23 protein-coding genes and 2 pseudogenes are annotated in these 25855 nt (G+C 67.7%); 12 read left to right on the forward strand and 13 right to left on the reverse strand.

Going from position 1 to position 25855, the window contains the following annotated elements:
• Positions 1-26: 26 nt before the first annotated feature.
• From JQT59_RS31550 to JQT59_RS31560, 3 genes and pseudogenes are all read right to left on the reverse strand, one after another.
• Complete coding sequence (locus JQT59_RS31550) at positions 27-1226, reverse strand: DDE-type integrase/transposase/recombinase (RefSeq protein WP_249353984.1); 1200 nt, start codon at positions 1224-1226, stop codon at positions 27-29.
• A gap of 126 nt (positions 1227-1352) precedes the next feature.
• A pseudogene (locus JQT59_RS31555) lies at positions 1353-2692 on the reverse strand (cryptochrome/photolyase family protein).
• 29 nt (positions 2693-2721) lie between these two features.
• Positions 2722-3639, reverse strand: a complete 918-nt coding sequence (locus JQT59_RS31560; RefSeq protein ID WP_213573358.1) for a mechanosensitive ion channel family protein — start codon at positions 3637-3639, stop codon at positions 2722-2724.
• A 71-nt stretch (positions 3640-3710) separates the two neighbouring features.
• Between JQT59_RS31560 and JQT59_RS31565 the strand changes: the two genes are divergently transcribed.
• Positions 3711-4427, forward strand: a complete 717-nt coding sequence (locus JQT59_RS31565; protein ID WP_109327435.1) for a response regulator transcription factor — start codon at positions 3711-3713, stop codon at positions 4425-4427.
• Entirely contained in the window at positions 4424-5791 is a 1368-nt protein-coding gene (locus JQT59_RS31570) for a sensor histidine kinase (RefSeq protein WP_213573359.1), read from the forward strand. The genes JQT59_RS31565 and JQT59_RS31570 overlap by 4 nt, the downstream gene beginning before the upstream one ends.
• 28 nt (positions 5792-5819) lie before the next feature.
• Here JQT59_RS31570 and JQT59_RS31575 read toward each other — a convergent pair whose 3' ends face one another.
• The 5 genes from JQT59_RS31575 to pdxH form a co-directional block, all read right to left on the reverse strand.
• Entirely contained in the window at positions 5820-6182 is a 363-nt protein-coding gene (locus JQT59_RS31575; protein ID WP_109327431.1) for an FKBP-type peptidyl-prolyl cis-trans isomerase, read from the reverse strand.
• Between the two features lie 44 nt (positions 6183-6226).
• Entirely contained in the window at positions 6227-7522 is a 1296-nt protein-coding gene (locus tag JQT59_RS31580) for a citrate synthase (protein ID WP_109327430.1), read from the reverse strand.
• Between the two features lie 438 nt (positions 7523-7960).
• The gene (locus JQT59_RS31585; protein WP_213573360.1) at positions 7961-8923 is read right to left on the reverse strand and encodes an aldose 1-epimerase family protein; all 963 of its coding nucleotides are present in this window, start codon (positions 8921-8923) and stop codon (positions 7961-7963) included.
• A 41-nt stretch (positions 8924-8964) separates the two neighbouring features.
• Positions 8965-10254 (reverse strand): MFS transporter, encoded by a 1290-nt coding sequence (locus tag JQT59_RS31590; protein WP_213573361.1) that lies wholly within the window; start codon positions 10252-10254, stop codon positions 8965-8967.
• On the reverse strand, positions 10251-10901 hold the full coding sequence (gene pdxH / locus JQT59_RS31595) for a pyridoxamine 5'-phosphate oxidase (RefSeq protein ID WP_213578265.1): 651 nt from the start codon (positions 10899-10901) through the stop codon (positions 10251-10253). The genes JQT59_RS31590 and pdxH overlap by 4 nt, the downstream gene beginning before the upstream one ends.
• Before the next feature lie 296 nt (positions 10902-11197).
• Here pdxH and JQT59_RS31600 point away from each other — a divergent pair.
• A pseudogene (locus tag JQT59_RS31600) lies at positions 11198-12327 on the forward strand (citrate synthase 2).
• Between the two features lie 41 nt (positions 12328-12368).
• Positions 12369-13490, forward strand: a complete 1122-nt coding sequence (serC, locus tag JQT59_RS31605; protein ID WP_109327422.1) for a phosphoserine transaminase — start codon at positions 12369-12371, stop codon at positions 13488-13490.
• 70 nt (positions 13491-13560) lie between these two features.
• Here the strand turns inward: serC and JQT59_RS31610 are convergent, their stop codons facing one another.
• Positions 13561-14046 carry a nucleoside deaminase gene (locus JQT59_RS31610; protein WP_213573362.1) on the reverse strand — a complete coding sequence of 162 codons (486 nt, stop codon included), beginning with the start codon at positions 14044-14046 and terminating at the stop codon, positions 13561-13563.
• A gap of 267 nt (positions 14047-14313) precedes the next feature.
• Here JQT59_RS31610 and sepH point away from each other — a divergent pair, with 267 nt between their 5' ends.
• Together sepH and JQT59_RS31620 are read left to right on the forward strand one after the other, a co-directional pair.
• Complete coding sequence (gene sepH, locus JQT59_RS31615; RefSeq protein ID WP_213573363.1) at positions 14314-15171, forward strand: septation protein SepH; 858 nt, start codon at positions 14314-14316, stop codon at positions 15169-15171.
• A 72-nt stretch (positions 15172-15243) separates the two neighbouring features.
• Complete coding sequence (locus JQT59_RS31620) at positions 15244-16035, forward strand: DUF6928 family protein (RefSeq protein ID WP_213573364.1); 792 nt, start codon at positions 15244-15246, stop codon at positions 16033-16035.
• Between the two features lie 4 nt (positions 16036-16039).
• Here the strand turns inward: JQT59_RS31620 and JQT59_RS31625 are convergent, their stop codons facing one another.
• Both JQT59_RS31625 and JQT59_RS31630 read right to left on the reverse strand, forming a co-directional pair.
• On the reverse strand, positions 16040-16333 hold the full coding sequence (locus JQT59_RS31625) for a DUF2537 domain-containing protein (protein WP_490000299.1): 294 nt from the start codon (positions 16331-16333) through the stop codon (positions 16040-16042).
• A complete protein-coding gene (locus tag JQT59_RS31630) occupies positions 16330-17136 on the reverse strand; it encodes a TrmH family RNA methyltransferase (RefSeq protein WP_213573365.1) in 807 nt (268 codons plus the stop codon). The genes JQT59_RS31625 and JQT59_RS31630 overlap by 4 nt, the downstream gene beginning before the upstream one ends.
• A gap of 70 nt (positions 17137-17206) precedes the next feature.
• Here JQT59_RS31630 and JQT59_RS31635 point away from each other — a divergent pair, with 70 nt between their 5' ends.
• The 6 genes from JQT59_RS31635 to JQT59_RS31660 all read left to right on the forward strand — a co-directional run bounded on the left by JQT59_RS31635 (position 17207) and on the right by JQT59_RS31660 (position 23974).
• Complete coding sequence (locus tag JQT59_RS31635; RefSeq protein ID WP_213573366.1) at positions 17207-18046, forward strand: SDR family NAD(P)-dependent oxidoreductase; 840 nt, start codon at positions 17207-17209, stop codon at positions 18044-18046.
• A gap of 60 nt (positions 18047-18106) precedes the next feature.
• The gene (locus tag JQT59_RS31640) at positions 18107-19000 is read left to right on the forward strand and encodes an AAA family ATPase (RefSeq protein ID WP_213573367.1); all 894 of its coding nucleotides are present in this window, start codon (positions 18107-18109) and stop codon (positions 18998-19000) included.
• A 5-nt stretch (positions 19001-19005) separates the two neighbouring features.
• Complete coding sequence (locus JQT59_RS31645) at positions 19006-20121, forward strand: vWA domain-containing protein (RefSeq protein WP_213573368.1); 1116 nt, start codon at positions 19006-19008, stop codon at positions 20119-20121.
• 96 nt (positions 20122-20217) lie between these two features.
• Complete coding sequence (locus JQT59_RS31650; protein ID WP_213573369.1) at positions 20218-20751, forward strand: (2Fe-2S)-binding protein; 534 nt, start codon at positions 20218-20220, stop codon at positions 20749-20751.
• Complete coding sequence (locus JQT59_RS31655; RefSeq protein ID WP_213573370.1) at positions 20748-23123, forward strand: xanthine dehydrogenase family protein molybdopterin-binding subunit; 2376 nt, start codon at positions 20748-20750, stop codon at positions 23121-23123. Before JQT59_RS31650 ends, JQT59_RS31655 begins: the two co-directional genes overlap by 4 nt.
• Positions 23120-23974, forward strand: coding sequence for an FAD binding domain-containing protein (locus JQT59_RS31660; RefSeq protein WP_213573371.1), 855 nt, complete (start codon positions 23120-23122; stop codon positions 23972-23974). Before JQT59_RS31655 ends, JQT59_RS31660 begins: the two co-directional genes overlap by 4 nt.
• A gap of 16 nt (positions 23975-23990) precedes the next feature.
• On the opposite strand, the gene JQT59_RS31665 is transcribed toward JQT59_RS31660, so the two are convergent.
• On the reverse strand, positions 23991-25322 hold the full coding sequence (locus JQT59_RS31665) for an MFS transporter (RefSeq protein ID WP_213578268.1): 1332 nt from the start codon (positions 25320-25322) through the stop codon (positions 23991-23993).
• A gap of 95 nt (positions 25323-25417) precedes the next feature.
• Positions 25418-25849, reverse strand: coding sequence for an Rv0880 family HTH-type transcriptional regulator (locus JQT59_RS31670; protein WP_109327398.1), 432 nt, complete (start codon positions 25847-25849; stop codon positions 25418-25420).
• Positions 25850-25855: the final 6 nt, after the last annotated feature.

The raw sequence follows: 25855 nt of genomic DNA on the forward strand, positions 1-25855 counted from the left end.
GTGTCTACGTAGATGCGAGACAGATTTTAGACGGGTTGAAGTTGTCCTTGGTAGCGCTTGGTGTGGTCGAGGTGTAGGTGTCCGATCAGGTTGCCGTCGGCGGTGTAGGCGGTGACGTGGTCGTCGTCGCGCAGCAGGGTGATGGTCTGCCCGGCTCTGCGCCGGCCGACGCTCAGGCGGGTGTGGGAGTCGACGCACACGGTGCCGGCGGAGGAGACGATCAGGGCGTGCACGGTGGCGTCGTGTTGGATCGGAAGTGCTTGTGGCCCACCGAGGAGCGGCGCGTTCTGCCAGGCCTGCCGCGGCGGCATCTTGACCGCACTGTGCGGGCGGTCGGTGTTGTAGAACCGCTGGTAGGTGTCGCAGAGCTGCTGCAGTTCGATCAGAGTGGTCGGTTGGGTGGGGTGTGTGGCCAACCATTGCTTGAAGGTGCGGTGGTGGCGTTCGACCTTCCCGCAGGTCTGCGGGTGGTACGGGGTGGAGTGGATCAGCCGGGCCCCGGCCCGCTCCACGACCCGGGTGAAGCTCGAGGTGCCGCCCCTGGTGCGGCGGGAGGTGAACGCGCTGCCGTTGTCGGCGAGCACCAGTGCCGGGACGCCGAAGTCGGTGAACGCGGCGGTGATCGCCGCGATCGCCCCGGCGGCGGTCTCGGCGTCCGCGACCCGGGTGGCGACCAGGGTGCGGGTGCAGTCGTCGAGGACCTCGAAGACGGTGGCCTTGGCCCCGGTCGCCAACCGGAGTTCGGTGGCGTCGATCTGATAGCAGTCGCGGGGTTTGCGGTAGCAGAACCGGCGGTAGGACGATTTCGGGCGTTTCTTCGGCTCGGGGATCACCAGGTGGTAGCGGGAGAGGATCTTGTTGATCGTGGCCCGGGACGGGATGGTCCAGCCCTGCTCGGACCAGTGTTGCTTCTCGGCGACCGCGTTCAGGTGGTAGGCGATGGTGTCGGCGCCGCGCTCGTGATGGGGCAGGTTCAGGCGAAGCCGCACGATCTCGGCCTCCACCTCCCACGCGGTGGCGTGCGGGCAGGAAGAGGGCCGGCGGGACCGGGCGGTCCACCGGCCGTCCTCCTCGATCCGTTTCTTGTGCCGGTAGGCGGTGGCGCGGGAGATCCCGTGGTCGGCGCACCAGCGGGCGAAGTTCCCGTCGAACATGTCGGCGCCGGTGGTCTGGGAGACCACCAGCAAGGCGTGTAGCAGTTCCATGACGGCTTCCGTTCCGGTCATGAACCAAGTCCACGACCAGTCAGGTGCCTCACACCTCAATCGACAGCAGCGTGTCTCACATCTGGGTGGACATCATCTGTCTCACATGTCCCCAGACTCAACAAACCGCCCGCTGTTAACAAGTACTCACGGGGCCTTGATTTCGCCGTAGCGGGCGAGGGACTCCTGCCGCGCGAGGCCGTGTTCGACGATGGGCTCCGGATAGCCCTCGGGCCGAAGGGCTTTCAGCGAATGGACTGCGCGGCCCGGGATGCCGCGAAGCTCCGGCACCCACTTGCGCACGTAGGAGCCGCGGGATCGAACTTCTCGCCCTGGGTGATGGGGTTGAACACTCGGAAGTAGGGCGAGGGATCGGTGCCCGTTCCCGCCGTCCACTGCCAGCCGTGCTGATTGTTGGCCAGATCGCCGTCGACGAGGCGGTCCATGAAGTAGCGCGCTCCACGCCACCACGGCAGGTGCAGGTCTTTCACCAGGAACGACGCGACGATCATGCGCACCCGGTTGTGCATCCACGCCTCGGCTCGGAGCTGACGCATTCCCGCATCGACGATCGGGAACCCGGTTCTTCCCTCGCACCACGCGGCGAACGACTCGTCGGCGTCGGGACCGGAGTCGAGTCGGATCGCGTCGAACTTGCGGTCGTAATTGCCACGCGCACTGTCTGGGCGTTGAAAAAGGATGTCGGCGTAGAAATCTCGCCAGGCCAGCTGACGCCGGTACGCTTCGACCCCCTTACCGCGGCGGCGCGAGAGGTCGCGGAGCATGGTGCGGGGATGGATGTTGCCGTACTTCAGGTACACCGACATCCGGCTCGTCGCGTCGAGGTCGGGACGGTTGCGGGTGTCGTCGTAGGAGTCGAGTTCGTCCTCCAGGAACTCCGCCCACCTTCGCGAAGCCTCGGACTCGCCCGCGGCCACGCCCTCGGATTCCGGCTGGGGAATTGCTGCCCGCCGGACGGGGACGTCGTCCGGTTCGATCCAGTCGACCGTCGCGGCACCGGTGTCGATCGGCGCACGCCACCCGTGGTCGAGCCATTGCCTGAAGTACGGGGTGAACACGCGATACGGTTCGCCGTCCGCCTTGGTGACCCTCCCCGGCGCCACGGCATAGGGCGATCCGGTGGCCACCAGTTCGATGCGCTCGGCAACCGCAGCATCACGCTCGCGGCCGTAGGGACCGAAGTCGGCGCTCACATGAACCTCACCCGCCGACACCGCCTCGGCAACCGCTGGGACCACGTCGGCAGGATTGCCGTGCACTACCAGCAGCCGCCCCCCGAGTTGGTCGTCGAGCGCAGTCAGGCTGCGGTAGAGAAAATCCCGGCGCGGACCGCCCGCGGGGTGGAGCAGCTTGTCGTCGAGCACGAACAGGCCGAGCGCGCGAGCCCCCGCCTCGGCGACGGTGTGCAAGGTCGGAAGATCGCCGAGCCTGAGGTCGCGCCGGAACCAGACCAGTGCCGTGTCCATGCCTGCCACGGTACTGAAATGCAACGCCGTCAGGCGTCCATGCGGGCCGCGGACACGATCGACAGGTACGGCGCATCGATGTCGTACTTCTCGAACGCCGCGAGAGCCGCCCGCGCGAACGTGCGCTGCACCGCCCACTGCCGCCCCGGCTTGGTGCGGGCGGTGATGCGGAGCGTCACCGATTCGGCGGTCACGGCGTTGACACCCAGCATCTCGGGCGTTTCCAGCACGTCGGCCTCGATCGCGTCACTTCGCGACGCCTCCAGGATGGCGTCGAGGGCCACCTCGCATGCCCGCTGGACGTTGGCCGCATGCGCGATCGGCAGATCCACCACCGCCACCGCGTACCCCTGACTCATGTTGCCGACCCGGACGATTTCACCGTTGCGGCAGTACCACAGCGTGCCGTTGACGTCGCGGATCGTGGTGACCCGCAAGCCCACCGTCTCGACGGTTCCCACGGCCTCACCGAGATCGACCACGTCGCCAACTCCGTACTGATCCTCGAGCAGCATGAACATGCCCGACAGAAAGTCGCGGACGAGGTTCTGCGCACCGAATCCCAGTGCGAGACCGATCACACCGGCGGACGCGATGAACGGGGCGACGTTCACCCCCAGAATCCCCAGGATCTGCAACACACCCCAGATGAGGACGACGATCGACACAGCGGATTTGAGTACCGACCCGATCGTCGTGGCACGCTGCGCTCGGCGTTCGTTCGCCATCGCTTCCTTGATGCCTCTCGGCGCTCGCTCACGCAGAGGGCGAAGCATCGCCGGTTTGTCGGTGGCAGTCCGCTGCCGGGTCATTCGGTCGATGAGCCGGTGCAGGGTGAACCGCAGGGCCAGCGCGAGAACGACGTAGATCGCGATCTCGGCTGGGCGGCGAATCAGCCAGTCACGGTTGGTTTCGGTCAGTTCGAATGCCAGTAGCGAAGAAAACATCGCACCCGAGTGTACGGACGGACACGACCGGACCACCGCCATCCACCCCCTCCTCACGGCACAATGCAGGAGTGACCGCCACCGACTCAGCCAGTGTCCTCGTCGTCGACGACGACGAGGACGTGCGGACTTCGCTCGAACGTGGTCTGCGCCTGTCCGGATTCACCGTTCTCACCGCGGTCGACGGAGCCGACGCCCTCCGAGTGGTCAGCGAGCGACGCCCCGACGCGATGGTCCTCGACATGAACATGCCCGTCATCGACGGAACCGGTGTCGTGACCGCGCTCCGCGCAATGAACAACGACATCCCGATCTGTGTGCTCAGTGCCCGCGACACCGTCGACGACCGCATCTCCGGGCTGGAGTCGGGAGCGGACGACTACCTGGTCAAACCGTTCGTCCTGGCGGAGTTGATCGCCCGGATCCGGGCAATGCTCCGGCGGCGCGGCGCGACCACGCCCCCCGCAGCCGATACCCCCGCGGCTCCGCCGATCCGCGTCGGGGCCCTCGAGATATTCGTTTCGGCGCGCCGAGTCTTCCTCGCAGGCCACGAAATAACCCTGACCAAGCGGGAGTTCGAACTGCTCGAGGTCCTCGCCCGCAATGTCGGCATCGTCCTGAGCCGCGAACGTCTACTGGAACTGGTGTGGGGATACGACTTCGTGGCCGACACCAATGTGGTGGACGTCTTCGTCGGGTATCTGCGGCGCAAGTTCGAAACCGAGGGCCAACCGCGCATCCTGCACACCGTGCGTGGTGTCGGGTTCGTGTTGCGGGAACCGTCGTGAAGCGCTCGTTCTCCCTCCGGACCCGTGTCGCGGCGGCCACCGCGCTCGGGGCGACCATCATCGTCGTGGCGTTGGGCATCCTGGTGGCACTCGCGATCAACAGGAACAACTTGTCCCAACTCGATCGCCGGCTCGAGACGGCGTCCGACGTGCTGGTTCCCAACGCGGCGACAGCGGGACTGTTCCTCGGCGCGCTGGGCGACAAGGGTGCCTTCGCGATCACCATCCGGTCCGCGGGCGGCGACACCGTTCTGGTGAGCACCCCCACCCGGCTGCCACCGCTCGAACCGGGGTGGCAGTCCGTCGACGTCAACGGCACGAAGTATCGGGCGTTCACGGCGACGACGCCCTTCCTGGGGACCCGGATCTCACTCGCCGTCCCGTACTCGGAGGCCCAGGACGTCACCACCGAACAGCAGCGCCAGGTGGCCCTTGTCGGTGTCCTGGCGGTGGCCGCAGCCAGTGGCCTCGGATGGCTGTTCGGTGGCCGGGCGGTTCGACCCCTGGTCGACCTCACCGGCCGCATCGTTCGCCGCGACCCCGAGTTGACGCCCGCGTCCTCAGGGGTGCGCGAGGCAGACGAACTGGCCTCCGCGGCGGAGTCGATGTTGCGCGATGTCGCCGAGGCGCAGGACGCGACCACCGCCGCCCTGGCCACCGCGCGTGACTTCGCCGCCGTGTCCGCCCACGAACTGCGCACGCCGCTCACCGCGATGCGCACCGACCTCGAGGTGCTCACCACGCATCAGCTGACGGCCGCGCAGCAGAACGAAATTTTCCGCGATCTGATTCGCGCCCAGGGCCGGGTGGAATCGACCCTGTCGGACCTGGAGCGGCTGGCCCGCGGAGAATTGTCCACCGACCAGGACTTCGTAGACTGCGACCTCGTCGACATCTGCGATCTGGCGGCCGACGATGCGATGCGACACCATCCCGGACTGCAGGTCACCGTCGACGCCGTCCCGCTGACCGTCCGCGGGATGCCCGGCGGACTGCGGCTGACACTGGACAATGCGATCACCAACGCCGTCCGGCACGGGGGTGCGACTGCGGTCCGGATCACGCTGAGAGCCGTGGACGACGCCACCGTCATCACGGTCGACGACAACGGTTCCGGCGTACCGGACGCCGAGCGGACTCAGGTGTTCGAGCGGTTCCACCGCGGCACCAACGCCACCAGCAGCGGATCGGGACTCGGCCTCGCGCTCGTTGCTCAACAGGCAGCACTACACGGCGGGCGGGCGCACTTCGAGGACAGCCCGCTCGGTGGCGCCCGGTTGGTCGTGGAGCTGCACTCGGCCGACGCACATCCGATGCCGCACCTTCCGGCGCAGAATGCGACAAGTCCCGCCTCACCGAGGTGAAGCGGGACTTGTGACGTGAAGCGGAAAACTATTCCTTGGCGTCCAGCAGATCGATCACGAACACCAGGGTCTTGCCGGACAGCTGGTGTCCGGCGCCGGCCGGGCCGTAGGCCAGCTCCGGCGGGATGGTGAGCTGACGACGTCCGCCGACCTTCATGCCGGGGATGCCGTCCTGCCAGCCTTTGATGAGACCGCGCAGCGGGAACTGGATGGACTCCCCGCGACTCCACGAAGAGTCGAACTCCTCGCCGGACTCGAACTCGACGCCGACATAGTGCACGTCGACGGTGCCCCCCGGAACGGCCTCGGCGCCTTCGCCGACCACCAGATCCTTGATGACCAGGTCGGTCGGGGCGGGTCCCTCCTGGAACTCGATCTCGGGCTTAGTCATGTGTCCTCCTCGGTGAGGGCTGTCTGTTCGGCACAGGTCGCAGATCAGCGGCTTGTGACGTCCTTGTAGTCGCGCTCGGTGTAGCCGGTGTAGATCTGGCGCGGACGGCCGATCTTCGTAGCGGGATCCTCGTGCATCTCCCGCCAGTGTGCAATCCACCCCGGCAACCGGCCCATGGCGAACAAGACGGTGAACATGCGCGTGGGGAAGCCCATGGCGCGGTAGATGAGGCCGGTGTAGAAGTCGACGTTGGGGTACAGCTTGCGCTCGACGAAGTAGTCGTCGGTGAGCGCCGCCTCTTCCAGTGCCATCGCGATGTCGAGCAGCTCGTCGTCGCCACCGAGTTTGTCGAGGATGGTGTGCGCGGTCTGCTTCACGATGGCCGCACGCGGATCGTAATTGCGGTAGACGCGGTGCCCGAAGCCCATGAGCTTCACCCCGTCTTCCTTGTTCTTGACCTTGCGGACGAAATCGCCTGCGTTGCTGCCGCTGGCCTTGATCTCGTCGAGCATCTCGAGGACCGCCTGGTTTGCGCCGCCGTGCAGCGGGCCCCAGAGTGCGTTGATGCCGCCGGAGATGGAGGTGAAGAGGTTCGCGTCCGACGATCCGACGAGGCGCACCGTCGACGTCGAGCAGTTCTGCTCGTGGTCGGCGTGCAGGATCAGCAGCATGTCGAGTGCCTTGGCGATCTCCGGGTCGATCTCGTACGGCTCCGCGGGGAAGCCGAACGTCATCCGAAGGAAGTTCTCGACAAGGTTCAGCGAGTTGTCCGGGTACAGGAACGGCTGTCCGACGGACTTCTTGTACGCATATGCCGCGATGGTGGGCAGCTTCGCCAGAAGGCGGATGGTCGACAGTTCGACCTGCTCGGGATCGGCCGGATCCAGGGAGTCCTGGTAGTAGGCCGAGAGCGCGTTCACAGCACTGGAGAGAACAGGCATCGGGTGCGCGTTGCGGGGGAACCCGTCGAAGAACCTCTTGAGGTCTTCGTGCAGCAGCGTGTGCCGGCGAATCCGGTCGGTGAACGACTCGAGCTGCGTTGCGGTCGGCAGCTCACCGTAGATCAGCAGGTAGCTGACCTCGATGAACGTCGACTTTCCGGCCAGCTGCTCGATCGGGTAACCGCGGTAGCGGAGAATCCCGTGCTCACCGTCGATATAGGTGATCGCGGAGCTGGTGGAGGCGGTATTGACGAAACCCGGGTCCAGGGTGGTGTACCCGGTGCTGGCCAGCAGCTTGCCCAGTTCGATACCGTCATTGCCCTCGGTTGCCCTGGCAATGGACATCGTGTGCTCACCACCAGGGTAGGTAAGCGTGGGCTTTGTGTCATTGTCAGGCACGAAGCATCCCTCTCAAGCTCAAACCAATGAGTAACAACTTCATTCAGGTAGAAACTAGTCCCACTCCAGCCCGCATGCTGCAGGAGGGTCCACGGAAAGGCCGCAACCCGCCCCCGCCGCCGAATGCGGCGAGACCGTGGTGGCGACGCGCGGAGTACCGCCACGAGGATGAGACATTTCGTGCGGTGCGAGCGGCCGAGACTAACGGCCGGTGGCCGCCCGAGTGAGAAGATGCGGCGTTACCTGCATCGATGGCGTCGACAATGCGCAAACGCACAATCACGCCAGGAAAGCGGTGAGGAGACCTGCCGTAGTAATACGGCCTTCCGCCGGATCCGGTCACGGCAACAGAAGAACCCCCGCGGAACTTATCGAGCGATGCACTGCCGGCGTTACACCGTCTCACTCTGTGGACGTATGTCGTCGCGGACCGGACCGTCAGGAACCCACTGCGGTCATGCCCCACCGGCCGGACCAATGCTGCCCGGGAGCGAGCACCAACTGGTCGATGCCGGAGTTGAACGAATCCGGTGGACAGGTCATCGGTTCGAGGGCCAGCGCCCGTCCGCGGCCCGGATAGGGCTTGCCGTCCGCCGGATCGGCGATGAAAGCCTGCAGCCAGCCGAACTCGCGGCTAGCCCACAACATGGTTCCGGCGCCGTCCGGGGCACGCAGTTCGTGCCGGGACCTACCGTCCGGGTCGACGTCCAACGCGCTGAACGGCGTGTCGAGCGACACCCCGGAGAGGGGGCGTGGACTGGTGAAGTCGTAGTCGCTGCCGGCAACAGCCTGCGAACCACCGTTCGGCAACCGGCGGTCGTCGAGCGGCAACCGGGTGCCTGCGGACAGGCGGAGCGTGCAGTCGTCGAGCGGAACGTCGCCGACGCGGACGTACGAGTGCATTCCCAAGCCGAACGGCGCCGGAATCGCCCCGGTATTGGTGGCGGTGTGTGTGACCGTCAGACCCGAAGCGTCGAGAGCATATTCGACGGTCACCCGCAGCGGATACGGCCAGCCCTTGTGAAGTCCCACATCGATCGACATCTCCACACGGTTCTCGGCGCGGCTGACGACACGCCAGTCCCGGCGACGGACGAAGCCGTGACTGGCGTTGCCGAACTCCGTGTCCGTGATCTCGAGCTGGTGTTCGATACCGTCGAATACGAAATGACCGTCACGGATCCGGTTGGGCCACGGGGCGAGGATCAACCCCGCGGACAGCGGCGGCCTGGACCCGAGTTCCCACGTTTCGGTCAGCGCCCGCGGACCGTCCGGGCCGTGCCATTCGAGGCGTCGCAGCCCAGCCCCCGTGATTGCGATCTCGGCCCGGTAGCCGCCTCCTCGGATCTCCACTCCGCCCGCTGTGGACCTCTTCGATTCCGACGACTGCGGTTCACCCATGCACCACAGTGTGCCCGAAATCTGTGACAGGGCACAGGAACCTAACGAGCGACCTTGTATCGCACCAGCGCCGGGAATGCCACTGCGGCGATTACCACACCGACGACGACGAGGACGCCGCCACCGGCCGCGGCGACGCTCGTTCCGACTGCAGCGGCGGCAGCGCCGTGCAGGACGTCACCGATGCGGGGTCCGCCGGCGACGACGACGATGAACACACCCTGCAACCGTCCGCGCATCTCGTCGGTGGCCACCTGCTGGAGCATCGTGCTGCGGAACGCCGCGGACACCATGTCGACGGCGCCACCGAAAGCGAGGAAGGCGAGAGCCGCCCACAACAGGACCGGACTCGAGCCCGGGGACGCAACCCCCACCACGAGACCGAAGCCCAGCATCGCCAGCCCCCACAGCACGATGCACACGATCACGGCGAGTCCCTGTCGGCGCACCCGCGGCAACCAGCCGGAGAACACACCACCGGCGACCGCCCCCACGGACATCGCCGCGAACAGCAGACCGAGAGCGACACCGCCGCCTGCAGGGTCACCGAAGGTGTCGTGGGCGATCTGCGGGAACAGCGCCCGGGGCATCCCGAAGACCATGGCAATGATGTCGACCACGAACGACGCGAGCAGCACCTTCTGGGTGGCCAGGTAGGCGAAGCCGTCGAACACTTCCCGGAATCCCGCGCGCCGCGACTCCCCCACCGGCGGGATGGCGGGCAGCCGGAGTACCGCCCACAGGGTGGCCAGGAGTGCTATCGAATCGACGAGATACAGCGTCGACAGGCCGACGGCAGGAATCATGACCCCGGCGAGCAGGGGTCCGGCAATCGCGCCGAACTGCATCACCGTCATGTTCAGCGAGTTGGCCGCCGCCAGCTGCCCCATCGGTATCAGCCGCGGGATGATCGCGCTGCGGGTGGGCTGATTGACGGCGAAGAACGCCTGTTGCAAAGCAAGGAGTCCCAGCACCAGCCACACGTTGTTCAGGCCGAGCGCCGCCTGTACCCAGAAGAGGACAGAGGTCACCCCGAGTCCCACCGTGGTGATCGTCAGCAGGGTGCGCCGATCCATCACGTCGGCGAGGGCGCCGCCCCACAAGCCGAAGACGATCAGCGGTACCAGGGCGAACGCTCCCGTGAGGCCCACGTACGCGGAGCTGCGCGTGATCTCGTAGACCTGCTGGGGAACCGCGACCACGCTGAGCTGTCCCCCGATGACGGTGACGATCCCGGCAGTCCACAGGCGCCGGTAGTCCTTGTTCTCGAGTGGGGTCGTATCTGCGAGGAACCTTCGGGGCCGACGATCCCGGGTCACCTGTCCGGTCATGGCTGCAGCCGTTCGACGGTCCACCGGTCTCCGTGCCTCGAAGTCCGGATTCGGTTGTGCATCCGGTTGGCCCGGCCCTGCCAGAATTCGACCACTTCGGGGCGGATGAGGATCCCACCCCAGTTCGGCCGGACCGGGATGTCGACGTCGACGCCGAAGCGTTCGGCGACGTGCAAGAGCGCTGCATCGAGTTCGGCCCGCGAGCCGATCGGCCGGGATTGCTCCGACGCCCACGCACCGAGCCGCGACCCCCGCGGCCTGCTGTGCCAGTACTCGTCGGTGACCTCGGCGCTGACCCGTTCGGCGGGACCGCGAACGGTGATCTGCTTGGCGATCGGCACCCAGGTGAAGGTCACCGACGCGTACGGAACGGCGGCGAGTTGCCTCCCCTTGTCCGACTCGTAGTTGGTGAAGAACAGCACTCCGGCCGTGCTCAGTCCCTTGCAGAGAACGGTGCGCGTGCAGGGATGGCCGTGTTCGTCGACGGTGCCCAGCGTCATCGCATTGGGCTCGGGAATTCCCGCCTCCACGGCGTCCTCGAGCCAGCGACGCATCAACGGCAGCCAGCCGTCATTCAGCTGCTCGGCGTCCAGGTCGGACTCCTCGGACCGTCCGCCGATGCCCTGATGTCCGTAACCGACGCGCATCGTCGCGAGGTCGGGGTTCGCCGGACCCGGCTGTTCTGCATCTGATGACACAGCGGAGAACGCTACTCCCGGGTATGCACTGACTGCCCTTCCGGTGACACCGGCTAAAGTTTTGGGGACCGAACCCGCCTTTGCTGAACCGTCGCCTCCACCGCGCGACACCAGGAGGGCGGGAGGCCGATTGCGCGGACGAACGAGTGCCTGCCCATCCCGCACGCACGATCAGCGCAGTTGTCGAAACGCCGAGGCAGTGCCGCTCTGACCGGGGGCACTCGAACGAGGAGAGTCCACGAGCTATGTCAGCGAGCGCGGCAATACCGGAGGATTTCGTCAGCGGACTGGAGGGCGTGGTCGCCTTCACCAGCGACATCGCTGAACCCGACAAGGACGGCGGCGCCCTGCGCTACCGCGGCGTCGACATCGAAGACCTCGTCTCCAAGCACGTCACCTTCGGCAACGTCTGGGCACTACTCGTCGACGGACGCTTCGGCCCCGGCCTCCCCCGGCCGAACCCTTCCCCCTGCCCGTGCACACCGGCGACGTCCGCGTCGACGTCCAGGCCGGCCTCGCGATGCTCGCCCCCATCTGGGGATACCAGCCCCTACTCGACATCGACGACGACACCGCCCGCGAACAACTCGCCCGCGCCTCCGTGATGGCCCTGTCCTACGTCGCCCAGTCCGCCCGCGGCATCTACCAGCCCGCCGTCCCGCAGAAACGGATCGACGAGGCCAAGACCGTCACCGAACGATTCATGGTCCGCTGGAAGGGCGAACCCGATCCCGCCCACGTCGAAGCGATCGACGCCTACTGGGTCTCCGCCGCCGAACACGGCATGAACGCCTCCACCTTCACCGCCCGCGTCATCGCCTCCACCGGCGCCGACGTCGCCGCCTCCCTCTCCGGCGCGATCGGCGCGATGTCCGGCCCGCTGCACGGCGGCGCCCCCGCCCGCGTCCTGCCGATGATCGAGGACACCGAGAAGTCCGGCGACGCCCGCGCCCTGGTCAAGGGCATCCTCGACCGCAAAGACAAGCTGATGGGCTTCGGCCACCGCGTCTACCGCGCCGAAGACCCCCGCGCCCGCGTGCTGCGCGCCACCGCCAAACGCCTGAACGCCCCCCGCTACGAAGCGGCCGCCGCCCTCGAACAGGCCGCCCTCGCCGAACTCCGCGAGCGCCGCCCCGACCGGGCCATCGAAACCAACGTCGAGTTCTGGGCCGCGGTCATCCTCGACTTCGCCGAGGTTCCCGCGCACATGATGCCCGCGATGTTCACCTGCGGCCGCACCGCCGGCTGGTGCGCCCACATCCTCGAGCAGAAACGTCTGGGCAAGCTCGTCCGCCCCGCCGCCATCTACACCGGCCCCGCACCCCGCACCCCCGAGTCCGTCGAGGGCTGGGACCAGATCGCCCACACCAGCTGAACACCCTCACCGGAAATATCAGTAAGGAACAGAAAGTAGCGATGACCTCCACACCGATCATCCCCGCAGACCTCCTGCCCGCCGACGGACGTTTCGGCTGCGGACCCTCCAAGGTTCGCCCCGAACAGCTTCAGTCGCTGGTGGAGGTGGGCTCCTCGGTGTTCGGCACCAGCCACCGACAGAAGCCCGTCAAGGACGTCGTCGCCAGCGTGCGCTCCGGGCTCGCCGACCTGTTCTCCCTGCCCGAGGGATACGAGGTGGTTCTCGGCAACGGCGGCACCACCGCGTTCTGGGATGCCGCGGCGTTCGGCCTCATCCGGGAGAAGTCGCTGCACCTGACGAACGGCGAGTTCAGCTCCAAGTTCGCGTCGGTCGCGAAGAACAACCCGTTCATCGGTGATCCGATCGTCGTGTCGGCCGAGCCGGGCAGCGCCCCCGAGCCGGTGTCCGACCCCTCAGTCGACCTCATCGGCTGGGCACACAACGAAACGTCCACCGGTGTCGCGATCCCCGTGTCCCGTCCCGCCGGGTCGGAGAACGCCCTCATCGCCATCGACGCCACCTCCGGTGCCGGCGGACTGCCGGTCGATGTCTCCGATGCCGACGTGTACTACTTCGCGCCGCAGAAGAACTTCGCGGCCGACGGTGGTTTGTGGATCGCGCTGATGAGCCCGAAGGCCCTCGAACGGGTGGCGGAGATCAAGGACTCGGGTCGCTGGACCCCCGACTTCCTCTCGCTGCCCATCGCCGTGGACAACAGCTCGAAGGATCAGACGTACAACACGCCGGCCGTGGCGACACTCCTGCTGCTTGCCAACCAGATCGAGTGGCTGAACAAGCAGGGCGGTCTCGACTGGGCCACCTCGCGCACCGCGGATTCGTCCTCGCGTCTGTACCAGTGGGCCGAGGCGACCGAGTACACCACCCCGTTCGTCAGCGATCCCGCGCACCGCTCGCAGGTGGTCGGCACCATCGACTTCGACGACAAGATCGACGCCGCCCAGGTGGCGAAGATCCTGCGCGCCAACGGTGTGGTCGACACCGAGCCCTACCGCAAGCTCGGCCGTAACCAGCTTCGCGTCGGCATGTTCCCGGCCGTCGACCCCGAGGACGTCACGCAGCTCACCAAGTGCGTCGACTGGGTCGTCTCTCAGCTCGGCTAGTGAACTGAATCGACGTCAGCCCCCGGCATGTGCTGCCGGGGGCTGACGTCGTTTTCAGGCGGTGTCGGTTTCAGTCGGTGGCGAGGAATCGGTGGAACGGAGCCAGAGCCTCGTCTCCGAGGTGAGGGCCGCTTACCTCGATCTCGACGTCGGCGGAGTCCACTACGTCGGAGCAGCGTAAGCCGAACCGCGGCCCGTCCGGGAGGATTCGGCCGAAGTCGTCGGACGACGCGGCGAAGACGACCCGTCTGATCCCTGCCCAGACCATGGCGGCGCTGCACATCGGGCAAGGCTCACCGCTGGCGTACATGGTGGCGCCGACGAGCTGCTCTGTCCGTCCCTCGGCGCAGGCCGTGGTGATCGCGTCGAGTTCGGCGTGCTCGGTGACGTCGCCGGACGTGGCGACGGAATTGGCGCCCTCACTGATGACGTGTCCATCGGAGCCGACGGCCACCGCACCGAAGGGTCTGTTGCCCGCGTCTCCGGTCTCATCGGCCAGTTCGATTGTGCGCCGCAGATGGGCGAGGTCGGTGTCGTCGACATCGGTATGGCTCATCGTCGGGGATCCACTTCTGTTCCGACTTCCCGGTTCCCGGGCTCTGCCGATCAGTATGCGCGCCACGACCACGTCCTGGGAGCCGATCCCGACGGAGTGATGGAGGGTGTAGCGGATGAATTGCGACTCCGAAACGTCGAAGCGTAACGCGGACATGATCCTCTGTGCCGCGACCACGGCCGCGCGTGTCCTCCCGCATCGGCTGTCACGAATGAATTACAGTTGGCGCGGTACATCGTCGCGAGCCGGCGCGATAAGGAGGTCAACGTGCGAGAGCTTCGAGTGATCGGTCTCGAGCCAGATGGTTCGCACGTCGTGTGCGCTGATGCTGCTACCGGCGAAAAATTCCGGCTTCCCGCCGATGACAAGCTCCGCGCAGCATCCCGCGGGGACATCGCTCGACTCGGCCAGATTGAGATCGAAATGGACAGTCAGCTCAGACCCCGTGAGATCCAGGCCCGCATTCGCGCCGGTGCTTCCGTAGAGCAGGTGGCCGACGAGGCCGGTATTCCGCTGTCGAAGGTGGAACGCTTCGCCTACCCGGTTCTACTCGAACGCTCCCGTGCCGCCGAGATGGCGCAGGGTGGACATCCGGTCCGCGACAACGGCCCTGCCGTTCCGACGCTGGCCGAGATCGTCACCCAGGCTTTCCGGGCGCGCGGACACAACATCGACGACGCCACGTGGGACGCCTGGCGTGACGAGGACAACCACTGGGTCGCCCAACTGCAGTGGCAGGCGGGCCGCACCACCAACGCCGCGCACTGGCGGTACCAGCCGGATGCCCACGGCGGCACCATCGTCGCACTCGACGACACCGCGTTCGACCTGATCGATCCCGACTTCGGCCGTCCACTGCGCGGATTGGCTCCCGTAGCGTCCGACGAGCCCGAGCAACTCGAATTCGTCGACTACCCGGCGGAGTCCACATCGCCTGCGGCGGAGCCGGAGCGCATCGTCGAAGCCGAAACCGACGTGCCCGAGCCGGTCGACGAAGACACCGAGCCCGAGCCCACCGCACCGAAGGTCGCTCCGCACCAGACCTCCAACAGGGACAAGCGCGGGAAGCCGTCGCTTCCGTCGTGGGACGACGTTTTGCTCGGCGTTCGCAGCAGCGGACGCTGATTACCGGCGCGGTGAACAGGCCGGGAACACGGTCGTGGTCGTACTCTTTCAGGTAAGCACCGAAAGAGAGGGATGACCGTGGGGGCGAAGGTATCAACGATCTGGTACGTCGACGCCCCCGATCCGGTCACCGTCCTACGTGGACACCCACAATCCGATCCTGATGCCGCCCAGGCACTCGCCAGCCGGCTCTACCCCGATCTGGTGGCCACGCGGACCGGTTCGGCGTCGCTGTCCGAGGCGGCCGCCGTCGATGAGGACGCCACCGTGTATATCGGTTGCTACCCCGGTGTCACCGTCGTGTGCAGTGCCGATCTGGCGATTCCCCGCCCGTCGACACTGCCCGAAAGCCGGTTGCCGGTCTCGGCATTCGAGCGAATCTACTATGTGGCGTCCAAGCCCGACCTCGCGTGGGGTTCGTTCGCAATGTGGGAGAACGGCAAAGTGGCCCGATCCTTCAGTGCGACACCGGTGCACATCCATGAAGACCTCGGCCTACCCCTGGTATGGGAAAGGCCTTACTGGGCAGGCGAGTTCCCGCTGCGCTATCCGCCGGGGGTTCTTCCCGATCCGCAGTCGCTGCCGTTCCACCCACAACAGTTCGCCGAAGGCGCCAACCGGAACTGGCTGGGATTCCGGTACACCGGACCCCGAGAGGACTCCGAGCTCGACCCGAAGTCCCTCCCGGTGCTCGCCTTCACCGTGCACCGCCCGGGCGAAGGTCCCGCCGCGGACGTGGAGCAGCCGGAAATGCCGGAGCCGGAACCGGTGTCAGCACCGGCGCTGGAACCGGCCCCCGTTGCCGTCGCACCACCCTCCGCCACCCGCAGGCCCGGACGCCTGCGCAGGTATTTCGGTTTCTGAACGGTCAGCCTGCGCCCGCGAGAGCCGCGATCCATCCCACGAAAACTCCTACGCCCATTCCGTATACCACCCACCGCCACACCGGCGTCCGGCGGAACCGCCACGCAGTCGGGGCGACACCCGCCACCACCACCAGCTCCAGGAAGACCGCGAGCACCGCGTTGATGCGGGCCAATTGGGTGCCGAAGGCGATGACCGCGGTCGCCACGACGACCGCCGTGAATCCGGTGACGAGTAGCCCGGTGAACCACGGGACCCCGGCGCCGGACACCGGCCGTGGTGCAGGCGGCACCGTCACCGACCCGTCCGGACGCGTTCGTAGAACGCCATCGCGGCGGCGGTGGCCACGTTCAGCGAATCCGTCCCCGGGGCCATCGGGATGCGGGCACGGACGTCGGTGGCACGCATGGCATGTTCGGTGAGGCCTGGGCCTTCCGCGCCGAGCAGGACGGCGACCTTCTCCCCCGTCATGGCCTCGGCCAAGGTGATCGCTTCGGGGTTCGGCGTCAGCGAGATCAATTGGAACCCGCGCTCGCGCAACACGTCGAGGTCGCGGGGCCAGGCCGAGACGTGTGCGAACGGAACGCGCAGAACGTGGCCCATGGACACTCGCACCGCCCGGCGGTAGAGCGGGTCCGCACAACCCTTGCCGAAGACGACGGCGTCCACTCCCAGCCCGGCAGCGTTGCGGAACATGGAACCGAGGTTCTCGTGATCGTTCACTCCCTCGAGGACGGCGACCGTTCGCGCGTTGTCGAGCACCTCCGGCAAGTCGAGCGGCACAGGCCGACGTGCCGCGGCCAGTACGCCGCGATTGAGATGGAATCCCACGACCTCGGCCATGACATCCGCCGTCGTTCGGTAGAACGGGACGTCCACCTCGGCCAGGTCGTCCGCGAGTTCCCCGAGCCGGCGATCGACGCCCAGAAGCGCAATCGGGTCGAAACGAGAGGCAAGCAGGCGCTGAGCCACCAGCACGCCTTCCGCAATCACCAGGCCCTTACCTTCGGGAAGATCCGGGCGGCGATCCGAGGAGTTGAGATCGCGGAAGTTGTCCAGCCGCGAATCGGCCGGATCTGCTATGTCGATGACGGAAACCACTGGTCCATCGTGCCGTATGTGCGGAGTCACCCCGTTGACTCCCCACCACCGAACGCGAAAGCTCGAAGGGATGAAGCAATTGCGTGGACGCACAGCTCTGGTGACGGGTGCCTCCGGCGGCCTCGGCCGCGTCATCGCACGGGCGCTGGCGCGTGAAGGCGTCACCGTCGCGGTGTCCGGCCGGCGCGAGGATCGACTCGCGGAAGTCGTCGGTGAACTGCGTGCTCTCGGTGTGCGCGCCGAGGCCGTGCCCGGGGACCTGAACCGACTGGAACAGCTCGATTCGCTCATCGCACGCACCGAGGCCACAGTCGGTCCCCTCGACCTGCTGGTGAACAACGCCGGTGTGGAGAACGTCTCGGCCTTCACCCGACTCGACCCCGGCGAGCTCACCGCAATGGTCGACGTCAATCTCACCGCACCACTGCTTCTCACACGCCGAGTGGTTCCCGGGATGCTCGACCGCGGTTGGGGACACGTGGTGTTCATCTCGTCGCTGGCAGCCAAGATCGGTCCGGCGTACTGCGCGCCGTACGCCACGACGAAGGCGGGCCTGATCGGGCTCACCCAATCGCTGCGGGCGGAGTACGCGGGCTCGCCCGTCGGCTTTTCCGTCGTGTGCCCCGGATTCATCGCCGGCGACGGCATGTACCAACGCATGACGGAACGCGGCATCAGGGCCGGCCGGATCACGGGCGAGACCACCACCGACAAGGTCGCCGCCGCCGTGATCCGGGCAATCCAGCGTGACCGGCCCGAGATCGTCGAGAGCGGAGCCCCGATCCGCCCGCTGCTCGCTCTGGGGCAGATCGCGCCGGGACTGGTCGAACGGGTGGCCGCGCGGTTCGGCGCCACCGCGATGTTCCGGCGGTTGAGCGAGGACCGCGGCAGGGTGGAGCCGGACGCTTGACGGCAGCAAGCTCCTCCGAGTCGCGTGTCCGGGGGCGGGCACTCACCTAGGCTCGCGTGGGTGAGGGATTCCACACCGACGGTCGGTTCGCCTGCGGAACTGGCGCGGGCGCTCGACGCCACGGGCTACCTCGCCGACGACGGCGTCGCGATGGCCGCGTTCCTCGCCATACGTATGGGACGACCGCTGTTCTGCGAGGGTGAACCCGGCACCGGCAAGACGTCGCTCGCGACCGCGTTGTCGGAGGCGTTCGACCTGCCGCTGATCCGCCTGCAGTGCCATGAGGGCATCGACGCCGCGCAGGCGCTCTACGACTGGGACTTCCCGCGGCAGCTGCTACACCTGCGGACGCTCGAGGCGGCGAGCACCGGCCTGCTCGAGGCCGACACCGTCGAACGCTCGCTGTACACCGAGCGGTTCCTGCTGGCCCGCCCATTGCTGCGGGCGCTCACCGAAGCCCCCTGCGTGCTGCTCGTCGACGAGATCGACCGCGCCGACGACGAGTTCGAGGCGTTCCTGCTGCAGGTATTGGACGAGAACGCGGTCACCATCCCAGAACTCGGCGAGGTGCGGGCGGCGACACCGCCGCTGGTGGTGCTCACCTCCAACCGCACCCGCGAAGTGCACGACGCCCTCAAACGCCGCTGCCTGTACCACTGGCTCGAGCACCCCGACCTGGCCCGGGAGGTCGCGATCCTGCGACGCCGCATCCCCGGCATCGGCCCCGCCCTCGCCACGCAGGTCGCCCACGCCGTCCACTCCCTGCGGGAGATGGAACTCCTCAAGCCGCCGGGGGTGGCCGAGGCGCTGGACTGGGCACGCGCGTTGCGCGAACTCGACCGGGACGTGCTGGACGCGGAGACAGCCGCCGCGACGCTCGGTGCCGTCCTCAAGTACCGCGAGGACCTCGAACGGGTCGCCCGTGCCGGACTGGACCGCCTCCTGGCCGGGTGAGAAGCATGCCCGCAGCACAGGGCGCCGGCGATCCTCTGGTGGGGTTGGCCGGATTCGCCCACGCCCTCGCAGCCGCGGGACTGCCGGTCGCGTCGGACGCTGTCGCCGCCTTCACCCGGGCACTCCGCGAGGTGGAAGTGGGCAATCCCGAACAGGTGTACTGGGCAGGTCGCGCGACACTGTGCCGCGGTCCCGACGACATCCCCCGGTATGACTCGGCGTTCGCAGCCTGGTTCGGCGGTACCGTTCCCGCCCGTGTGCCGCGGTCCGGGGAACTGCCTCGCCGCGCCCGAACCGCCGCCCTGACCACGACGGACGGTGGCGACACCGGTGGCGACGCGCCGCAACTGCGGGTCGCCGCGGACGATACCGAGGTATTGCGCCACCGCGACATCGCCGACCTCACCGCGGCCGGACGCGCGCACCTCGCCGAGTTGATCGCCGCCCTGCGCCCGCGGCCCCCGACCCGCCCGGCCATCCGGATGCGCCCGGCCCGCCGGGGGACGGTGGACCCGCGGCGCACCGTACGGGGCATGCTCGCGGCGGGCGGCGAACCGGTGCGGCCGAGCCTCCACCGCAAAGCCACCCGGCCACGCCGGATGGTGCTGCTCATCGACGTGTCCGGATCGATGAGCCCGTACGCCGACGCACTGCTGCGTTTCGCGCACGTCGTCGCCCGCGGCAACCCTGGCGGCACCGAGGTGTTCTCGCTGGGCACCCGCCTGACCCGGCTGTCCCGGGCGCTGCGGGTCCGCGACCCGGAAGTGGCGCTCGCCGCGGCAGGCAGGGCCGTGCCCGACTGGGCGGGCGGCACCCGTCTCGGTGAGACGCTGCGCGCGTTCCTGGACCGCTGGGGCAGGCGAGGCGTGGCCCGCGGCGCCGTCGTCGTGATTTTCTCCGACGGCTGGGAGCGCGGTGACCCCACGCTGCTCGCAGAGCAGATGGCACAGTTGCGCAGACTCGCCCGCACCGTGCTGTGGGTGAATCCGCACGCAGGCGCGGACGGTTACGAGCCCGTGCAGTCGGGGATCGCGGCCGCGCTGCCGTACGTCGATCGTCTGCTCGCCGGCCACAGTCTCGCGACACTGCAGGAACTGCTCGAGGTCGCGCGCCGAACGTGACCGATACGGAACGGGTTCCACGATTTCGGGTGTTGTTCGCGCTTCATCGGCGCAGAGTAGGACGTATCACCTGAGGCTCCCGGCTTTGGAGGCGCGATGCGCATCACTGTCACCGTCGACGGAACGGCATACACGGACGAGGTGGAACCACGACTACTCCTCGTCCACTACCTACGGGACCGGCTCGGCAAGGTCGGCACCGTCATCGGCTGCGACACCGGCAACTGCGGGGCGTGCACCGTTCACTTGAACGGTCACAGCGTCAAGTCCTGCTCGGTGCTCGCCGTGCAGGCCGACGGCGCCGACGTCCTCACCATCGAGGGACTGTCCCGGAACGGCACCCTGCACCCCGTGCAGCAGGCGTTCCGCGACAACCACGCCCTGCAGTGCGGCTACTGCACGCCCGGCATGATCATGCAGACCCTCGACCTGCTCGCCGAGGAACCCGACCCGGACGAGCGGACCGTGCGGCTTGGGTTGGAAGGCAACCTGTGCCGCTGCACCGGATACCAGAACATCGTCAGCGCGGTGCAGGATGCGGCGCAGCGGTTGCGCGGCGGCAGCACCACCGAAACACCGACGACGGCGGACGCACCGAAGACCGACACCGCGCAGGGAGGTGTGCGATGACCGCCACCGCCGAACCGGAAATCGGCAAGGCCCGCAAGCGCAAGGAGGACGAGCATCTGGTCACGGGCCGTACCCGCTGGACCGACAACCTCGTGCTACCGGGTATGCAGCACCTGGCGATCCTGCGCAGCCCGTTCGCGCACGCCCGCATCACCGGTGTCGACGCCACCGCCGCCCGCGAGATGCCCGGTGTCGTCGCGGTCCTGACCGGTGCCGACCTCGCCGCCGAGCAGGGCAGCCTGCCGTGCGCCTGGCCGATCACACCGGACATGAAGTCGCCGCCCGCCCCGTCCCTCGCGGTCGACAGGGTGAACTTCGCCGGCGAGGCCGTCGCGGTTGTGGTGGCGCGCAGCGCGTACGAGGCGCACGACGCACTCGAGGCGATCGACGTCGAGTACGACGAACTGCCGGTCGTGCTCGATCTCGCGGCCGCGGCCGCCGACGGCACCGACCTCGTGCACCCGGATCTCGGGACGAACGTCAGCGCCACCTGGACCTTCGACTCTGCGGAGGCAGGCACGGGCGGCGACGTCGAGCAGGCCATCCGCGACGCCGAGGTACTCGTCGAGCGCACGTTCCGGCAGCAGCGGCTGATCCCGGCGTTCATGGAACCCCGCTCGGTGGTGGTCGACCCGACCGGCGCTCAGATCACCATGTGGTCGGCCACACAGATCCCCCACATCCTGCGGCTGATGCTGGCGATGACGCTCGACATACCGGAACACAAACTGCGCGTCGTCGCCCCGGATGTCGGCGGCGGTTTCGGCGGCAAACTTCAGGTGACGCCGGAGGAGGTCATCGCGCTGCTCGTCGCGCGGCGACTCGGCAAGCCCGTCAAGTACACCGAGTCACGTAGCGAATCGATGGTCGCGGCGCATCACGGGCGCGACCAGATCCAGAAATTGACCCTGACCGCCCGCCGCGACGGCACCGTCACCGGAATGAAGGTGGAACTGCTCGCCGACATGGGCGCGTACCTGCGCCTGGTCACCTCGGGGGTGCCGATCCTGGGCGCGTTCATGTTCAACGGCATCTACAAGTTCCCGGCGTATCACTTCACGTGCACCAACGTGTTCACCAACAAGGTGCCCACCGACGCCTACCGCGGCGCGGGGCGGCCGGAGGCGACGTTCGCGATCGAGCGGATGATGGACGAGCTCGCGACCGAGTTGTCGATGGATCCGCTGGAACTGCGGGCGAAGAACTGGATCACCCACGAGGAGTTCCCGTTCGACACCGTCGCGGGCCTGACCTACGACTCCGGCAACTACGAGGCCGCCACCGAGCGCGCGCGGGAGTTGTTCGACTACGACGGGCTCCGGCGCGAACAGGCGGAGCGCCGCGAGCGGAACGACCCGGTGCAACTCGGCATCGGGGTGTCGACGTTCACCGAGATGTGCGGTCTGGCGCCGTCGCGCACCCTCGGCGCCCTGGCCTACGGGGCCGGCGGGTGGGAACACGCGGCGATCCGGATGCTGCCCACCGGCAAGGTCGAAGTGGTCACCGGTTCGTCGGCGCACGGCCAGGGACACGAGACCGCGTGGAGCCAGGTGGTCGCGGATCAGCTCGGGGTTCCGTTCGAGGACGTAGAGGTGCTGCACGGCGACACCCAGACGTCGCCACGTGGCATGGACACGTACGGTTCACGGTCGCTGGCCGTCGGGGCGATCGCGGTGGTGAAGGCCGCCGAGAAGGTGATCGCGAAGGCCCGGCCCATCGCCGCGCACCTGATGGAGTGCGCCGAGGACGATCTCGAATTCACCGAGGGCCGGTTCCGGGTGAAGGGCACCGAGAAGGCGGTCGGCATCGCCGACGTCGCGCTCGCCGTGTTCGCCGCGCACGATCTGCCTGACGGGGTGGAGCCGAACCTTGACTCCGAGGCCACGTACGACCCGGAGAACTTCTCGTTCCCGCACGGCACACATCTGTGCGCGGTGGAGGTGGACACCGAAACCGGGAAGGTCGGCATCCGGTCCTATGTGTGCGTCGACGACATCGGGCACGTGGTCAACCCGCTCATCGTCGAGGGTCAGGTGCACGGCGGACTTGTCCAAGGCATCGCGCAGGCCCTGTACGAGGAGGCGGTGTACGACGAGTCCGGCACTCTGCTGTCGGGTTCCTTCGCCGAATACCACGTGCCGTCCGCGGCGGATCTGCCGAGGTTCACCACGGGCCGCACCGAGACTCCCGCCACCGGTAATCCGCTCGGCGTCAAAGGGGTCGGTGAGGCGGGAACGATCGCATCCACCCCGGCCGTCGTCAATGCAGTCCTCGACGCCGTCCGCCAGTTCGGGGTGCGTGACATCGCGATGCCCTGTACACCGATGCGGGTATGGAACGCCATCCGGTCCGCTCAGGGAGGTGCCCGATGATTCCGTCGACCTTCGACTACGTAGCCCCGACCACGGTCGAAGAGGCGGTGGCCGCACTCGCCGAGGCCGGGGACGACGCCAAGATACTCGCGGGCGGTCAGAGCCTGCTGCCGGTGCTGCGGCTGCGCTTGTCCTCGCCGAGCGCTCTCGTCGATCTCGGCCGGATCGTCGAGTTGCGCGGTGTGCGCGAGGACGGCGACAGCATCGTGATCGGCGCGATGACCACGTACTACGACATGATCCGCGACCCGCTCGTCCAGGAGCACGCGCTGCTGCTCGTCGAAGCGACCCGCACGGTCGCCGATCCGCAGATCCGGCACCGCGGCACGCTGGGTGGCGCTCTGGCACATGCCGATCCGGCGGGTGACCTGTGCGCACCGGCACTGGCACTCGACGCCACCCTGACCGCGGTCGGTACCGCGGGCAGGCGAAGCATTCCGGTCGCCGACTTCTTCGAGGGCTACTACACGACGGCACTGCACCCGGACGAAATACTTGCGGATGTGCGGATCCCGAAGCACACCGGCTGGGAGGCGCGGTACGAGAAGTTCAACACCGTCGCGGAGGCGTGGTCGATCGTGGCGGTGGCCGCGACGATTCAGGTCGACGGCGGCACCATCCGCCAGGCCCGGGTAGCGCTGACCAACATGGGCTCCGTGCCGGTGCGCGCTCGCGGCGTCGAGGACGCGCTCGTCGGCAATGCCGCCGATCCGAAGTTGATCCGGGCGGCCGCCGAGCACGCGGCCGAGGGCACCGACCCGGTCACCGACGGTAACGCCGACGCCGACTACCGCAGCCACCTCGCGAGAGTGCTGACCCGGCGGGCCGTGGCGACGGCGGTCGGCGTCTGAACGGTCGCGGCAGCCGTCAGGGCCGCGAGTCGCGGCCGGCTTCCACCGCCTGCTCGGTGGCGTCGCACACCACGACCGGGTGCGGGTCGACGACGTTATGCAGCTCGAACACCGGAAGGTAGCGGCCCGCATCCGGTCTGCGCACCTTCAGTCGCACCTTCGCGTGCCGCATCAGGTACAGGGCAGCGCCGAGGCCGCTGACCAATGAGATGACACCGCCGATCACGAGGGGTGCACGCGGGTCGAGGACGTCGGCGAGCCAGCCCAGAACGGGACTGCCCAGCGGAGTGCCACCGAGGAAGCAGAGCATGTAGATACCCATCACCCGGCCCCGCATCTCCGACGGCACCGACATCTGGAGAATGTTCATCGCCGCCGTGGTGAACGTGAGGGTGAGCGCCCCGGTGGGCACCAGCATGACGGCCACGAGAAGGTAGGTGGGCATGAGTCCGACGAGAATCTCGAATGCGCCGAACGCTGCCGCGGCACCGAGGAACGTACGCAATCGCGGCGGTGTCCGGCGCTTCGCGGCGATCGTGGCGCCCGCGAGCGTGCCGACGGCCAGGGTGGTGGAGAGCAGCCCGTAGGCGTCCGCGCCTTGCCCGAAGGTGTTGCGGGCGAGCACAGCCAGGCTGAGGGCAAAGTTCAGCCCGAACGTCGACACCAGGAACACCGCGATCATGAGCACCCGCAGATCGGCGCGGCCCCACACATAACGAAAGCCCGCCCGCACCTGCCCTTTACCGCGTTCCGCGGGCGGCGCTGTGAACAGTTCCCGCGTATTCATCATCACCAGCGCGACCAGCACCCCGGTGAACGTGGCTGCGTTGAGGAGGAACACCCAGCCCGTGCCGATGAGGGTGATGAGCACCCCGGACACCGCCGGGCCGATGATGCGCGCGGTGTTGAAGGTCATCGAGTTGAGCGCGATGGCATTGGGAAGGAAATCCCTGCCGACCATTTCGATGGTGAACGATTGACGGACCGGTGCATCGATCGCCGACGCGCAACCCAGCACGAAGGCAATCAGGTACACGTGCCACAGCACGACCACCCCACCCACGTCAAGCAGGCCGAGCACCAGGCCGCACAACGCCATCGCCACCTGAGTGGTGATCAGGATTCGCCGCTTGTCGTAGCGGTCGGCGAGCACGCCACCCCACACGGACAGGAACAGGGTCGGCCCGAACTGCAGTGCCATCACGATGCCCACCGCGAGGGCGTTGCCGTCCGACAGGGTCAGGACGAGCCAGTCCTGCGCCACCCGTTGCATCCACGTCCCGACGAGGGACACGATCTGCCCCGAGGCCCACAACCGGTAGTTGCGGGTATGCAGGGCGGCGAACATTCCGGTCTTCTGCCGGGCGGGTGAGGCGGCGTCAGGTTCGGGTGGCACCGTTCCATCTTGCTCCCGGCGGCCGAAGCACCTGCGCTCCGGTGCGGCTACTCGGAGTCGGCGACAATGGCCGTGATGATGCCGACCGCGTCGCGGAGCGTTTTCAACTGGTCCTCGTCGAGTCCGGACAGCCGCTCGTTCATCCAGGCTTCACGGGCGTGCGTCTCGTCGGCGATCAACGCGTGACCGGCATCGGAGAGTGTGACGATGATCTGGCGGCCGTCGGTGGGATGCGCTGCGCGCTCGACCAGTCCCAGATCGACGAGCGAGGCGATGACCCGGGTCATCGACGGCGGCTGTACCTTCTCACGGGCGGCGAGATTGCCCGGCGTCATGGCTCCGTCACGCGCAAGGGTGGCCAGCGCAGACAGCTGGGTGAGCGACACCTGGGCGTCGACGCGACGCCCACGCAGATGACGCGTGAGGCGCACGACGGCCAAAGAGAGGTCGCTGGCGAGTGCGCGCGTATCCGTGGTCACGGGAAT

The organism is Rhodococcus sp. USK13 (genome assembly GCF_018343855.1).
Taxonomy (GTDB): Bacteria; Actinomycetota; Actinomycetes; order Mycobacteriales; family Mycobacteriaceae; genus Rhodococcus_F; species Rhodococcus_F oxybenzonivorans.

Bases quoted from the DNA above. Each gene is read 5' to 3' on its own strand.
- JQT59_RS31550 (WP_249353984.1), bottom strand. From the start codon at position 1,226: ATGACCGGAACGGAAGCCGTCATGGAACTGCTACACGCCTTGCTGGTG.
- JQT59_RS31560 (WP_213573358.1), bottom strand. From the start codon at position 3,639: ATGTTTTCTTCGCTACTGGCATTCGAACTGACCGAAACCAACCGTGAC.
- JQT59_RS31575 (WP_109327431.1), bottom strand. From the start codon at position 6,182: ATGACTAAGCCCGAGATCGAGTTCCAGGAGGGACCCGCCCCGACCGAC.
- JQT59_RS31585 (WP_213573360.1), bottom strand. From the start codon at position 8,923: ATGGGTGAACCGCAGTCGTCGGAATCGAAGAGGTCCACAGCGGGCGGA.
- JQT59_RS31590 (WP_213573361.1), bottom strand. From the start codon at position 10,254: ATGACCGGACAGGTGACCCGGGATCGTCGGCCCCGAAGGTTCCTCGCA.
- pdxH (WP_213578265.1), bottom strand. From the start codon at position 10,901: ATGCGCGTCGGTTACGGACATCAGGGCATCGGCGGACGGTCCGAGGAG.
- serC (WP_109327422.1), top strand. From the start codon at position 12,369: ATGACCTCCACACCGATCATCCCCGCAGACCTCCTGCCCGCCGACGGA.
- JQT59_RS31610 (WP_213573362.1), bottom strand. From the start codon at position 14,046: ATGAGCCATACCGATGTCGACGACACCGACCTCGCCCATCTGCGGCGC.
- JQT59_RS31620 (WP_213573364.1), top strand. From the start codon at position 15,244: ATGACCGTGGGGGCGAAGGTATCAACGATCTGGTACGTCGACGCCCCC.
- JQT59_RS31635 (WP_213573366.1), top strand. From the start codon at position 17,207: ATGAAGCAATTGCGTGGACGCACAGCTCTGGTGACGGGTGCCTCCGGC.
- JQT59_RS31645 (WP_213573368.1), top strand. From the start codon at position 19,006: ATGCCCGCAGCACAGGGCGCCGGCGATCCTCTGGTGGGGTTGGCCGGA.
- JQT59_RS31650 (WP_213573369.1), top strand. From the start codon at position 20,218: ATGCGCATCACTGTCACCGTCGACGGAACGGCATACACGGACGAGGTG.
- JQT59_RS31655 (WP_213573370.1), top strand. From the start codon at position 20,748: ATGACCGCCACCGCCGAACCGGAAATCGGCAAGGCCCGCAAGCGCAAG.
- JQT59_RS31660 (WP_213573371.1), top strand. From the start codon at position 23,120: ATGATTCCGTCGACCTTCGACTACGTAGCCCCGACCACGGTCGAAGAG.
- JQT59_RS31665 (WP_213578268.1), bottom strand. From the start codon at position 25,322: ATGTTCGCCGCCCTGCATACCCGCAACTACCGGTTGTGGGCCTCGGGG.